Annotated in this window: 12 protein-coding genes; 6 read left to right on the top strand and 6 right to left on the bottom strand. The window is 59.5% G+C overall.

Features of this window, described 5'->3' with window-relative positions:
* Positions 1-55 precede the first annotated feature (55 nt).
* The 3 genes from LOY67_RS01385 to LOY67_RS01375 form a co-directional block, all read right to left on the bottom strand.
* A complete protein-coding gene (locus LOY67_RS01385; protein WP_265065610.1) occupies positions 56-475 on the bottom strand; it encodes an acyl-CoA thioesterase in 420 nt (139 codons plus the stop codon).
* A 42-nt stretch (positions 476-517) separates the two neighbouring features.
* Entirely contained in the window at positions 518-1,735 is a 1,218-nt protein-coding gene (locus LOY67_RS01380; protein WP_265065609.1) for a 3-hydroxyacyl-CoA dehydrogenase, read from the bottom strand.
* 107 nt (positions 1,736-1,842) lie between these two features.
* Positions 1,843-3,771 (bottom strand): ATP-dependent DNA helicase RecQ, encoded by a 1,929-nt coding sequence (locus LOY67_RS01375; protein WP_265065608.1) that lies wholly within the window; start codon positions 3,769-3,771, stop codon positions 1,843-1,845.
* 254 nt (positions 3,772-4,025) lie between these two features.
* Here LOY67_RS01375 and LOY67_RS01370 point away from each other — a divergent pair, with 254 nt between their 5' ends.
* The 4 genes from LOY67_RS01370 (at position 4,026) to LOY67_RS01355 (ending at position 7,706) form a co-directional block, all read left to right on the top strand.
* Entirely contained in the window at positions 4,026-5,090 is a 1,065-nt protein-coding gene (locus LOY67_RS01370) for a S8 family peptidase (RefSeq protein ID WP_265065607.1), read from the top strand.
* Positions 5,091-5,554: 464 nt separating this feature from the next.
* Positions 5,555-5,821, top strand: coding sequence for a hypothetical protein (locus LOY67_RS01365; protein ID WP_265065606.1), 267 nt, complete (start codon positions 5,555-5,557; stop codon positions 5,819-5,821).
* A gap of 119 nt (positions 5,822-5,940) precedes the next feature.
* A complete protein-coding gene (locus LOY67_RS01360; protein ID WP_265065605.1) occupies positions 5,941-6,435 on the top strand; it encodes a helix-turn-helix domain-containing protein in 495 nt (164 codons plus the stop codon).
* Entirely contained in the window at positions 6,432-7,706 is a 1,275-nt protein-coding gene (locus LOY67_RS01355) for a type II toxin-antitoxin system HipA family toxin (protein WP_265065604.1), read from the top strand. The genes LOY67_RS01360 and LOY67_RS01355 overlap by 4 nt, the downstream gene beginning before the upstream one ends.
* Before the next feature lie 53 nt (positions 7,707-7,759).
* On the opposite strand, the gene LOY67_RS01350 is transcribed toward LOY67_RS01355, so the two are convergent.
* The 3 genes from LOY67_RS01350 to LOY67_RS01340 form a co-directional block, all read right to left on the bottom strand.
* Positions 7,760-9,304, bottom strand: coding sequence for a phosphoenolpyruvate carboxykinase (locus LOY67_RS01350; protein WP_265065603.1), 1,545 nt, complete (start codon positions 9,302-9,304; stop codon positions 7,760-7,762).
* A gap of 178 nt (positions 9,305-9,482) precedes the next feature.
* A complete protein-coding gene (gene hslO / locus LOY67_RS01345) occupies positions 9,483-10,385 on the bottom strand; it encodes an Hsp33 family molecular chaperone HslO (protein WP_265065602.1) in 903 nt (300 codons plus the stop codon).
* Between the two features lie 256 nt (positions 10,386-10,641).
* On the bottom strand, positions 10,642-11,046 hold the full coding sequence (locus LOY67_RS01340; protein ID WP_265065601.1) for an RNA-binding S4 domain-containing protein: 405 nt from the start codon (positions 11,044-11,046) through the stop codon (positions 10,642-10,644).
* 241 nt (positions 11,047-11,287) lie between these two features.
* Here LOY67_RS01340 and LOY67_RS01335 point away from each other — a divergent pair, with 241 nt between their 5' ends.
* Together LOY67_RS01335 and rimK are read left to right on the top strand one after the other, a co-directional pair.
* The gene (locus LOY67_RS01335; RefSeq protein ID WP_041024672.1) at positions 11,288-11,770 is read left to right on the top strand and encodes an ATP-dependent zinc protease; all 483 of its coding nucleotides are present in this window, start codon (positions 11,288-11,290) and stop codon (positions 11,768-11,770) included.
* Positions 11,767-12,672, top strand: a complete 906-nt coding sequence (gene rimK, locus LOY67_RS01330) for a 30S ribosomal protein S6--L-glutamate ligase (protein WP_139646277.1) — start codon at positions 11,767-11,769, stop codon at positions 12,670-12,672. Before LOY67_RS01335 ends, rimK begins: the two co-directional genes overlap by 4 nt.
* Positions 12,673-12,765 lie beyond the last annotated feature (93 nt).

Raw genomic sequence — 12,765 nt, 5'->3', positions numbered from 1 at the left:
TACCAGCTACTGAAAATCGCAGCCTACCGCTTGCCGGAGGCTGCGATTTTTCGTTTCAAACGACCAATTGCTCCAGGGCTGCACGCAACCGATCCGGAATTGCCACCGGCCGGTTCGATGCCCGATCCACGAACACGTGCACGAAGCGCCCCGCTGCGCAGGCCTCCGCCTCGCCCGCCTTGAACACCGCCAGTTCATATTGCACCGAACTGCTGCCCAACTTCCCGACCCGCAGGCCCACTTCAATGCGCTCGGGGAATGCGATGGAGGCAAAGTAGTCGCAGGCTGAACTCACCACGAACGCCACGACCTCCCCACCCTGGATATCCAGGCCGCCGACCTCGATCAGATAGGTATTCACCGTCGTATCGAAGAAGCTGTAGTAGGTGACGTTGTTGACGTGACCGTACACGTCGTTGTCATGCCAGCGCGTGGTGATGGGGTGCAGGTACGGGTATTCGTGGCGTTGGGGCATCGCTTGTCCTTTTCGGTTGTCAGTGGTCGTTGCGAAAGCTGGTTACCGCTGCGCGAATCCCTTGCCCTGCGCCGCAAGCTCCCCGATCAAGCGTGCCGGCCTCCACTGGTCTCCCTGCTTCGTTTCCAGCTCCAGCAGTCGCGCATGGATATCCTCAAGTCCTTGCTCATCGGCCCAGGCCATCGGGCCACCTTTGTCCGCCGGGAAACCGTAGCCGTTGAGGTACACCAGGTCGATATCGTGGGCCGAGCCGGCAATGCCTTCCTGCAGGATCTTCGCGCCCTCGTTGACCAGAGCCAGCAAGCAACGCTCGAGAATTTCCTCGTTGCCGATCTCCCGACGCTGAAAACCCAGTTCCTCACTGACCCGCTGCACCAGCGCATCGACCTCTACGTCGTGCTCGGCCTGTCGGCTGCCGGGCTCGTAGTGATAGTACCCGTTGCCGCTTTTCTGGCCGAACCGCCCGAGTTCGCACAAGCGGTTGTCCACCTGCACCTCGGGCGCGTCCTGGCCTTCGCCGGCCAGTTCCCGTGCACGCCACTCCAGATCGATCCCGACCACGTCGTACATCCGGAACGGTCCCATGGCAAAACCGAAGCCTTGCAACGCCGCATCAATCTGCTGGGGAAACGCGCCCTCCAGCAACATCTTGCGAGCCTCCAGCACATAAGGGTGGAGCATCCGGTTGCCGATGAACCCGTGGCAATTGCCCGACACCACACTGACCTTGCCCATGCGATTGCCCAGCGCCAGGGCTGCATCCAGCACCGCTCTGGAGGTTTGCCCACCGCGAACGACTTCCAGCAATTTCATGATGTGCGCCGGACTGAAGAAATGCAGGCCCAGAACCTGGCCTGGCCGGCGCGTGGCGGCGGCAATGGCATCGATGTCCAGGGCCGATGTGTTGCTCGCCAGAATGGCGTCGGGTTTGAGCAGGCCATCCAGCTCGCTGAAGATCTTCCGTTTGAGTTCAAGGTTCTCATAAACGGCTTCGATCACCAGGTCCACATCACGGATCGCCGCGTAATCGCCTGCCCGCGTCACCCTTGCGAGCCGAGCATCGGCCTCACCCTGGTCGATACGGCCCTGGCGCACGCCATGAGCGTAGGTCTCAGCCACGGCGGCCAGGGCCTGTTCGAGCATCTGCGGGTTGTTGTCCACCCAGCGCACCGTCACGCCAGCATTGGCCAGGCACATCACGATGCCCCGTCCCATGGTGCCTGCACCGATCACGGCGGCGTGCTCAATCGTCTGGCTCATGTCTGTTCTCTCATTGGCGATCCAAAGACAGCCTTCACCTTAGTCAGCCACAGGCTGTTTTTGAAATTTATTCGTGTGATGAACGGCATTCAGTGGATGGATGCAGCTCACAAGTGCGCCTGGGTCCACTGGCGAACCTGGGCGTACGGATACTCCTCCAGCGCGGCGTATCCCCGGATCGTCCGCGCCTTCAATCGGGTGAACAGCGGCATGCTGATTCCGCACAGAAACCGGGTCAGCCGCTCCGCAGACGGCGCGTTGCCCGTGTGCTGCCCGTGCCTGTGGATAAAGTCGCCACACAGCGCCTCGAAGTTTTTATCCACAAGTGCCGGCAACTCCGGTGGTTCCGGCAGGCGCGCGATCTGACCATGGCACACCGAGCAATGACCGCAGGGGTCTGGCGCATTGTGATCACCGAAATACTCCGCCAATCGGTAACCGAGGCAACGGTCGGCGGCAAACAACTCGAGCATCCCGTGGATCCGCGCTATTTCACTGCGCTCGTGCCCGGTGAAGCAGGCGTGCAGCTCGGCACCCAAGGCCTGCACATCAAGGTCCGCCTCCAGCACGCTGTAGACCTCGGTCATCTGTTTGCTTTCCAGCTCGATCCAGCCCTTCTCGTGGAAATAATCCAGCGCCTTGACCACGCGATGACGCTCAGCGTGATAGTGCTGGTACATCCCGTCGAAATTCACCGTGGCCCAGGTCCGGGCACGGCTTGAGGTCTGGATGATGGCCGAAACGAAGTCCTTTCGCTCCCCTTCAAAATGCTCCAGCAGCGCCTGCGGCTCGGTCAGGAACTTGAAGCGGTACTCCGCAAAATAGACATAGCGCGGTGCGATCAGCCGACGCAGCTCCAACTGGACCAGCAGCGTCTTGAGGGGTAGCTGGCGGATGTTGCTCTGATCCGCCAGCGGTCCCAGCAAGAACTCCCATTGCCCATCGGGGGCAGCGGCCTTCAACTCTTCGAGCACGCAACGAATGCCTTCCAGCTCCGGTGTATCGCCATAGACAAAGTTTTCCAGGACGTTGAGGCTGTCGCGGTTAGCCAGCACCAGGCAATCGGAGGGCCGTCCGTCCCGCCCGGCGCGGCCAATCTCCTGGCTGTAGTTTTCGATGGATTTGGGCAGGTCGAAATGCACCACGTTGCGGATATCGCTCTTGTCGATGCCCATGCCGAAAGCGATGGTCGCGACGATGCAGTTCGACTGACCACCCATGAACCTGCGCTGAATGGCTTCGCGTTGCTCATGGGGCAAGCCGGCGTGATAGGCCTCGGCGTCGATACCGTGCTGGCCCAGGTGGTCGGCAATCTGCTCGGCGGTTCGTTGCAAGGTCACGTAGACGATACTCGGTTGCCCGACACGCTCGCCCAGCCATTGCACCAGCCGCCCACGCTTGTCGGCACCGCGCACCGGCTCCACCAGCAGATTGAGATTGGATCGATAGAAGCCGGTGGTCACCACATCCTCGGCAGCGATGGCGAACCTGGCCTGCATGTCGGCGATGACCTGGGGGGTTGCCGTGGCCGTCAGCAGCAGCACCTGGGGAATATTGAATTGACGCTGATAATCGGGAAGCTTGAGGTAGTCCGGTCGGAAGTTATGACCCCACTCCGAAATGCAATGGGCCTCGTCCACCACCAGCAAGGAGATCGGTACCTGTTGCAGGAAATTGCGGAAACGCTCGTTCTTCAGCCGCTCCACCGAAATCATCAGAATCTTCAACTCACCCGCACGGGCCCGCGCCATGACGTCATTGGTTTCATCACGGCGCTGGGTCGAGTCGATACTGGCCGCCGCGATACCGTGGCGCTGCAGGAACGCCAACTGGTCCTGCATGAGCGCCAGCAATGGTGACACCACCACGACCAGGTGCGGCAAGAGCAGGGCCGGCAATTGATAACACAGTGACTTGCCGGACCCGGTGGGGAAAATGGCCGCGGCCGAGCGCCCGGCCAGTATTGCGCTGATGGCCGCCTCCTGACCGGGGCGAAACTGTGGGTAACCGAAGACCTGTTCCAGGGTGCTGTGCATAAGCGGTCGCTCCTTTGACTGCTGTGAAGCCAAAAGCCTAGCGGCACAGCGCAGCGAGTCGAGTAAAGGCCGGGATAAAAAGCGCTACCGGATGATACAGCCTCGGCAGCCTTTTTCTTTGCCACGAGGTGATACAAATCCGGGCACTTTGATGCCTCGTTCCTGCTTCGTTTGCAGGTTAAGGTGCGCCGTCAATTCGCATTACATCGGGCCAGGAGGCCTGGTGCTCAAGAACCCCGTTCAAGGACCGAACCATGCCCCACCTGTTTACCGCGCTACGCATCCTGGCGATCACGTCAGCCTCATTGCTGGTCGGCTGCCTGACCATTCCCGAACAATCCGGCGTGGAACCGGCCGTGTTCGAAACCCCTGAGTATCTCGCGCAACAAGGCCTGTCCGTCGTAAAAGCCTCGACCTTGTATGCACGTGGCGGCACCGGCCAGGACGTGACCGTGGCGCTGATCGACTCAGGACTCAACGCCCACCTGCAGGAGTTCGAAGGCAGGCTGGACGATCCGGGATTCGACCATGTCGAAAATCGTCCCGGCACAGTCGACCGCGTCGGCCATGGCACCCAGATGGCGGGCATCCTCGCCGCCAACAAGGACGATCAGGGCATGCATGGGATCGCCTTCAACGCCCGGCTGATCCCCTTTCGCTTTGGCGACGACAACGAGCCCTTTTTCTTCGACAGCGAAATTGCCCGATCCTGGCAAAGTGGCTTCGACAAGGGCGCCCGCCTGTTCAACAACTCGTGGGCCAACGCCATCCCCGCAACCGAAATCACCGAATCACGCTACAACCAGGTGATGCCCGCCTCCCTGGGCGTTGCCCGGAAACTGGTATCGGAGGGCGCCGTGCTCGTCTTCCCGACCGGCAATGAACTCAAGCGTCAGCCCCTGGCCGAACCGGGGCTGCCAGTGGCATTGCCTGAACTGGAAAAGGGTTGGATCGCAGTTGTTGCACTGAAGAACGACGGCAGCGCCATCAACGGCAAATCCAACTATTGCGGCGTCGCGGCAGCCTGGTGCATCGCCGTTCCCGGTGGCGACGCAGGTGCTCAGGCAGGCCTGCTCACTGTCGCCAAGGATGGACGTTACGTACATACCGCCGGCACCTCTCCGGCCGCAGCGTTAGTCACCGGCGCATTGGCTGCGCTGCAAAGCCTGTATCCACAACTCAGCCCGCAACAAGTACGCGAACACCTGCTGGCGACAAGCAATCGCACGGGCATCTACGCCAATAGCGAGGCCTATGGTCGAGGGTTGATGGACCTTGAAGCGGCGTCCCGACGCGTTCCTGGATCAATGGTTGATTGATTGGATTTTCAGAGGAAAAAACCATGACGTACAAGCTGACCCTGCTCATCGTGATTTCCGTATCCCTGCTGTTGGGCGGATGCATGAGATTACCCGAGGTACCGCCACTGCTTGCCAACTGCAAAGCCCCGGCTCTAACGCCTACGACTTCTTCATTGCTTGGCTGACCCTGCGCATAGAGGTGTTTTGCTCACCGAGGATCTGATGGGGCTGTGATCTATTACGGCCCTCTCAGAAGCAGCCTACCGCCTCTTGGGCGATACCTACAGCGCTTGTGTAGGACCTGACGGAGAGTTACGCGGAAAACGGGACAGCCAGCAAGAATCAGGAACAAGGCCCTTATCCGAACGTCAGACGCCGGTAAACGTCCTACGCAACCTGTCCCTCCAAGCCATATTGCGGTCCCCGAATAGAGCTCTCTATAGTCCACGGCGCGATTCAAAAGTCGTATTGAAGAGGCCCAAATGCAAATATCCCACCCGCCTGTCGAGCAATACCAGCGGCTCAACAGCACACCTGTGCTGGTCATCGACACCGAAGCTGATCTCCAACACCTCTGCGACGCCGCCGCCCAACGAATCCAAGCCTCCAGCAACCTGCTCGAAACCCTGCATTGTCTTTGTTTCAAGCATGCCGATGTGAAAGACATACCCAGCATTGTTCATGCGCTTTATCTGTTGGTTCAGGATGGTCATGAGTTGCTGGAGGTGGTGCGGCAGAGATTGCGCTAACCATTAGGCCCTGCGGAATAACGACAGAGTTAAGTGGCAATATTCTGGCTATTTTTGGCCCTCAGTTTAAGTGTTAATATTCTGGCAGTTAACGCGTATAACTGAAGGAATATTGGCATATGGCCAAGAAAACTGCGCCTCTGCTGCCGACATCATCCAGGCTATTGTCCGAATTTGGCGAACGACTGAAGCTTGCCCGACTACGTCGCAAGCTGACGGCCAAACAAGTCGCCGAGAGATCGGGCATGTCCCTGACCACCTTACGCTCTCTGGAATCAGGCGGGGCAGGAGTCACCATTGGCGCTTATCTGTCAGTCATGCAGGTGTTGGGCCTGGAGAGAGATTTGAACAAACTCGCGGCAACCGATGAAATCGGAAGGCAACTGCAGGACGCTCAATTGCTCCCGTTGGCAGGCACCCCGACTGCCAAGGGTCTGCGAGCACGCAGAGCAACCTCCGTAAAAAAATCCCCTACAACTGGCAAGAGCACGGATGTGGTTGAGAACAGCAATCGAATTTCTGATGTCTCTGCTGACTTTCCTTTCAACACCCAGTCGCTTTCCAATTTGTTGATCAAGGAAAAAAAGACCAAACCCTCCACAGGTGAACAATGACCCTGATTGCCGTATACGCCGACTGGGAAACTTTGGAAGGTCCAAGACGCCTTGGCTTCCTGCACACCAGGAAGGCTCGCTCCGCCAATGTGTTCGAGTTCGAATACGACCCCGCCGCGCTGTCCGACCCGGCACTCAACTTCACGCCTCTGGATCCTCGCATCAGTCTGTTTGCGGGTCGTCAGTTTCCCGGGCAGCATCAAACCCGCTTTGGCGTATTCGCTGATTCGAGCCCGGATCGCTGGGGACAACTGCTGATGAAGCGACGACTGGAGCGGGACGTTCGAGATGGCCTGCGTCCAAAAGACACCAAGCTGTACGAGGCCGACTACCTTTTAGGTGTTCATGACCAGTATCGAGTCGGGGCCATCCGATACAAACTTGATGATGAAGGCAACTTTCTCGACGATCGCGACCACGTAGCGGCCCCCCCTTTTGTTGAATTGCGCGCATTGGAACAGGCAAGCCGAGCGCTGGAAAACGATCCAGACAACACGTCGGCCGATGGCCGACAGTGGTTGAACATGCTGATCGCGCCGGGTGGTTCCCTCGGCGGAACCAGACCCAAGGCCAGCGTTGCAGACGAACACGGCCATTTGTGGATAGCCAAATTCCCAAGCCCCCGCGATGACTATGATGTCGGCGGTTGGGAAATGGTGGTGAACGCCCTGGCCAATCATTGTGGCTTACAGGTCGCTACCGGTCTCGCTCGACGCTATGCGAGCGATCATCACTGCTTCATGATCAAGCGTTTTGATCGCACAGAACGAGGCGGCCGGTTACATTTCGCCTCAGCCATGACCATGACTGATCGAGTGGACAGTGATGACGCGTCTACAGGTGCCAGCTATCTCGAACTCGCGGAGGTCTTGATGGAGCATGGTTCGGAAACCAGGGCGGACTTGCGTGAGCTATGGTCACGAATTGTGTTCAACATTCTGGTTTCCAATACCGACGACCATCTGCGCAACCACGGTTTCATCCTGGACCCCGGCCGGGGATGGCGTCTGTCCCCGGCCTACGACATGAACCCGGTATCACACGCCGATGGCCTGAAACTCAATATTACCGAAGCAGACAATGCCTTGGACCTGGAGCTTGCCCTGGAAGTAGCTGAATACTTTCGGGTCAACCAGGCAAATGCGCATGACATCATTGCGCAATTTAAAGAGGTAGTCAGCCAATGGCCCGTATTGGCTGGAGCCTTGGGGTTGTCCAGGCGTGATCAGGACAGCATGGCACCCGCCTTCCACCTCTCCTCACACAAATAGCCGCCCACAAAAAACCGCCCCGAAAGGCGGTTTTTTCATTCGCTGACCCAACCTTACAACTGTGGGCCCGCAGCCTTGATCGCGTCGCTCACTTCGAACTTCTTGAAGTTCTCGATGAACAGGCCGGCCAATGCCTTGGCGGCGGCGTCGTAGGCAGCCTTGTCGGCCCAGGTGTTGCGTGGGTTCAACAGGCCGGTCTCGACGCCTGGAACGGCCAGCGGCACGTCCAGGTTGATGATGTCCAGGTGTTCGGTTTCAGCACCGATCAGCGCACCGCTCTGGATCGCTGCGATCACCGCACGGGTGGTCGGGATGTTGAAGCGTTTGCCGACGCCGTAGCCACCGCCGGTCCAGCCGGTGTTGACCAGGTAGACCTTGGAGCCGAAGCCACGGATACGCTTGATCAACAGTTCCGCGTATTCACCGGCAGGGCGCGGGAAGAACGGAGCGCCGAAGCAGGTGGAGAAGGTCGACTTGATGCCGCTGCCCGAACCCATTTCGGTCGAGCCCACCAGTGCGGTGTAGCCGGACAGGAAGTGGTAGGCGGCTTGTTCTTCGCTGAGGATCGACACCGGTGGCAGGACGCCGGTCAGGTCGCAGGTCAGGAAGATCACGGCGTTAGGCTCGCCACCGAGGTTTTTCGGTGCGCGTTTTTCGATCAGTTCACGCGGGTAGGCGGCACGGCTGTTCTGGGTCAGGCTGTCGTCGGCGTAGTCGGCTTTCTTGCTGACCGGGTCCAGGACGACGTTTTCCAGTACGGCGCCGTGCTGGATGGCTTTCCAGATCACCGGCTCGTTCTTCTCGGACAGGTCGATGCACTTGGCATAGCAACCGCCTTCGATGTTGAAGACCACACCCACGCCCCAGCCGTGCTCGTCGTCACCGATCAGGTAGCGGCTTTCGTCGGCGGACAGGGTGGTCTTGCCGGTGCCGGACAGGCCGAAGAACAGGGTCACATCGCCCTCTTCGCCCATGTTCGCGGCGCAGTGCATTGGCAGTACGTCAACGGCCGGCAGCAGGAAGTTCTGGACGGAGAACAGGGCCTTCTTCATTTCACCGGCGTAGCGCATGCCGGCGATCAGGACTTTCTTGGCCGCGAAGTTGATGATCACGGTGCCGTCGGAGTTGGTGCCATCACGCGCAGGCTCGCACACGAAGTTCGGTGCGTTGAGGATCTGCCATTCATCCTTGCCGCCGGCGTTGTACTGCTCGGGGTTGATGAACAGGCAACGACCGAACAGGTTGTGCCAGGCAGTCTCGGTGGTCATCTTGACCGGCAGGTAGTGCGCAGGATCGGAACCTACATGCACGTGAGACACGAAACGCTCGCGCTCGCCTAGGTAGGCTTCAACACGACTCCACAGGGCATCGAACTTGTCGGCCGGGAACTTGCGGTTGATCGGGCCCCAGGCAATGGCGTTCTGGGTGCTCGGTTCTTCTACGATGAAACGGTCGGCTGGCGAGCGGCCGGTACGATGGCCGGTACGAACAACCAGCGCGCCAGTATCGGCAAGCTCGCCTTCACCGCGATTCAGGGCTTCTTTGACCAGATCATCAACACTCAGATCGGTATACACGGCGTTATTGGCTTGCGTCATGTGGTTCCCCATCGGCCCTTGGCCGAGTGCTCCAAACGTTTTGTAGTAGGAAGTCGCGCACTACTACCCGAAAAAAGTGGGCCGGATTATGCCAGAAAACCCCAAAAAGAGTAGGGCCCTCCCGTCAGTACGGCGTAAATCCGGCGTTTGTCAGGAGATTTACCTGCACTGAACCGATTCAGTGACGAGTATCTGACGGTGCGTCGACACCCGCTCCGGCGAACAATTGGGCAACGTCCGCCCCATCGAACAGGTAGCGCTCATTGCAAAACTGACAATCGATCTCGATGGCGCCGCCATGCTCGATGACCAGTTGCTGCGCATCTTCCAGACCCAGACTGACCAGCGCATTGCCGGATCGTTCACGAGAGCAACTGCATTGGAAGCGCAGCGGCAGCTCGTCGAACAGGCGCACGGCTTCTTCGTGGTAGAGACGATGCAGTACCGTTTCGTTGTCCAGGCCCAGCAACTCGTCGGCGCTCAAGGTGCCGGCCAGAGCGGTAACGTGCTGCCAACTGGCATCACGCTCTTCCGGATCGCGAATGCGGTCGACGGGCAGTTGCTGCAGCAGCAGGCCACGGGCGCGCCGCCCGTCGGCATAGAGCCAGAATCTGGTGTTGGTCTGCTGGGACATGACGAAGTAATTGGTGAAGCATTCAGCCAGGGACGCGCCGTCGAGATCGACAATGCCCTGGTAGCGCTTGCCGTGGGTCGGATCGACCGTCAGGGCCAGCACACCATTGGGCATCAGGTCGGCCAGCGTCGCGCCAGGGGCGATCTGATCGGCGTGATAGCGGGCCAGGCCTCGAATTTCGCGCTCGCTGGAGCATTCGATCATCAGCATCGGCACCGGGCCTTCGGAGCGGGCCTGGAGGATCAGCAAGCCATCGAACTTCAACGTGCCGATCAACAGCGACGCGGCCGCCATCAATTCACCGAGCAGTTGCGCAACCGGCTCCGGATAGGGGTGCTTGGCAAGGACTTCGGCATAACTACGCTCCAACGCCACCAGTTCGCCACGGGCGTCGATGTCATCAAAGATGAAACGTTGGGTGCAATCGTTAACCGGTAAATCAGTCATAGGGGTGGGTATCTGAGGTGATGGCAAAGGATGCCGAACATTTTATGGGCATTCGAGGGTGGTTCCAAGCAAGGAAGGGAGTGGGGCTGGACAGCCGCACCGTTCGTTGCATCCAGCCCCCCTTTTGTGGCGAGGGGATTTATCCCCGCTGGGCTGCGTAGCGGCCCCAAAAAAACAGGGCCGCTGCGCGCCCCAGCGGGGATAAATCCCCTCGCCACAGATACCCCCCTCAGACATTGCGTATCTGAAAGTACTTTTATTCACTGTTGCTGCCGCGAAACTTGAACAAATCCCGGCGCTGCTTCTTGCTCGGCTTGCCATCGGTACTGACCCCCAGGGCACCGGCCTTGCGTTGGGCAGCGGCGGCTTCGCGCCTGGCGACGCTGGCTTCGGTTTCGCGATACAGGGTCTGCGCTTCAGGCGCCCCGCGCCGCACGATCGACAACGCCTCGACCACCACGGTTTTTTCATCGAACCCGGCGCGAATGACGAACTCGTCGCCGATGCGCGGCTCTTTGCCCGGTTTGCAACGTTCGCCCCGATGATGAACCTTGCCGCTTTCGATGGCGGCCTTGGCGAGTGCACGTGTTTTATAGAATCGCGCCGCCCACAACCATTTATCGAGACGGACCTTGTCGTCCTCTTCCTGTTTTTGTGCCACTGCAATTCCTCTTTCTGCCAATACCCAGAACTGTACTACCGTTTTTGTCGGGCGCACGAATCCACGCCGACAGATAGAATGCCCACCGAACCGGCCGCACTGACAAATCCTGGTGCCGAAGTCGAGCTGCACGAATTAGCCACAGGCCACTGGATAACTGTCGCCATTTTGTGATTATTCTGTGGGAATGCCGCGACTCGCAGGCCCCATGATCCGACGTACCGATCACAGGTTGTTTTTATTGAAGACTTTTGACCATTTGACCGTTGTCGGTCTGCGCGAGTGGGTGGCGCTCCCGGATCTGGGGGTCGCGGGCCTACGGGCAAAAATAGACACCGGCGCCAGTACCTCCAGCCTGCACGCCACCGACATCGAGCCATTCGAGCGTGACGGTGAAAAGTGGGTACGCTTCACCGCGCACCTGGGCACGGTGGTACAACTGCGTCATCGCCGCTGCGAAGCCCCGCTGGTGGCGCGCAAGACGATCAAAAGCTCCAACGGTCATGCCCAGGTCCGCTACGTGATCAGTACCACCCTGGCACTCGGGGATCGGATCTGGCGGGTCGAGTTCACCCTGGCTTGCCGCAAATCCATGCGCTATCGCTTGCTGCTGGGCTCCAAGGCCTTGATCGACGGCCAGTTGGTGGTCAATCCAGGCATCAAATACGTTCAAGACAAGCCGGCATTCCCGGTGTCCACTACCTCTGCCACAGGTGTTGCATGAAGATCGCTGTGCTGTCGCGTAATCCGCGTCTGTATTCCACTCGTCGCCTGGTTGAAGCCGGGACTGAGCGTGGCCATGAAATGGTGGTGATCGACACCCTGCGCGCCTATATGAACATCGCCAGCCACAAGCCGCAGATCCACTACCGGGGCCAGCCGCTGGAAGGGTTCGACGCGGTGATCCCGCGTATCGGCGCATCCGTGACCTTCTATGGTTGCGCCGTGTTGCGTCAGTTCGAAATGATGGGAGTGTTCCCGCTCAACGAATCCGTGGCTATCGCCCGTGCCCGGGACAAGCTGCGTTCGCTGCAACTGCTGTCGCGGCGCGGCATCGGCCTGCCGGTCACCGGTTTTGCCCATTCTCCCGACGACATCCCCGACCTGATCGCGATGGTCAATGGCGCACCGCTGGTCATCAAGGTGCTGGAAGGTACCCAGGGTATCGGCGTGGTCCTGTGTGAAACCGCGACGGCGGCAGAATCGGTGATCGAAGCATTCATGGGCCTGAAGCAGAACATCATGGTCCAGGAGTACATCAAGGAAGCGGGTGGCGCGGACATCCGCTGTTTCGTGGTCGGCGACAAGGTCATCGCGTCGATGAAGCGTCAGGCCCGGCCTGGGGAGTTTCGCTCCAACCTGCATCGCGGCGGCAGCGCCAGCCTGATCAAGATCACCCCGGAAGAACGCATGACCGCCCTGCGCGCCGCAAAGGTCATGGGCCTGGCCGTGGCGGGTGTCGACATCCTGCGCTCCAATCACGGCCCTTTGGTGATGGAGGTCAACTCCTCGCCAGGCCTGGAAGGCATCGAGACCACCACGAGCAAGAACGTGGCGGGGATCATCATCGAGCATCTGGAAAAGAATGGCGGGCCGAACATGACCCGGACCAAGGGCAAGGGTTAACGTCCCCCTTGTGGGAGCGAGCCTTTGTGGGAGCTGAGCTTGCTCGCGATAAACGATAACGCGGTTTCAGGTGAACTGCGGCGCCTTCATCGC

Source organism: Pseudomonas sp. B21-056, assembly GCF_026016325.1.
In the GTDB taxonomy this organism is placed as follows: Bacteria; Pseudomonadota; Gammaproteobacteria; order Pseudomonadales; family Pseudomonadaceae; genus Aquipseudomonas.
Note: the sequence above shows the minus strand (reverse complement) of the source record. Positions and strands in the feature narration are given on the sequence as shown.

What these genes read in the sequence shown, in the direction of transcription:
- LOY67_RS01385 (WP_265065610.1), bottom strand. Translation starts at nt 475, where the DNA reads ATGCCCCAACGCCACGAATACCCGTACCTGCACCCCATCACCACGCGC.
- LOY67_RS01380 (WP_265065609.1), bottom strand. Translation starts at nt 1,735, where the DNA reads ATGAGCCAGACGATTGAGCACGCCGCCGTGATCGGTGCAGGCACCATG.
- LOY67_RS01375 (WP_265065608.1), bottom strand. Translation starts at nt 3,771, where the DNA reads ATGCACAGCACCCTGGAACAGGTCTTCGGTTACCCACAGTTTCGCCCC.
- LOY67_RS01370 (WP_265065607.1), top strand. Translation starts at nt 4,026, where the DNA reads ATGCCCCACCTGTTTACCGCGCTACGCATCCTGGCGATCACGTCAGCC.
- LOY67_RS01365 (WP_265065606.1), top strand. Translation starts at nt 5,555, where the DNA reads ATGCAAATATCCCACCCGCCTGTCGAGCAATACCAGCGGCTCAACAGC.
- LOY67_RS01360 (WP_265065605.1), top strand. Translation starts at nt 5,941, where the DNA reads ATGGCCAAGAAAACTGCGCCTCTGCTGCCGACATCATCCAGGCTATTG.
- LOY67_RS01355 (WP_265065604.1), top strand. Translation starts at nt 6,432, where the DNA reads ATGACCCTGATTGCCGTATACGCCGACTGGGAAACTTTGGAAGGTCCA.
- LOY67_RS01350 (WP_265065603.1), bottom strand. Translation starts at nt 9,304, where the DNA reads ATGACGCAAGCCAATAACGCCGTGTATACCGATCTGAGTGTTGATGAT.
- hslO (WP_265065602.1), bottom strand. Translation starts at nt 10,385, where the DNA reads ATGACTGATTTACCGGTTAACGATTGCACCCAACGTTTCATCTTTGAT.
- rimK (WP_139646277.1), top strand. Translation starts at nt 11,767, where the DNA reads ATGAAGATCGCTGTGCTGTCGCGTAATCCGCGTCTGTATTCCACTCGT.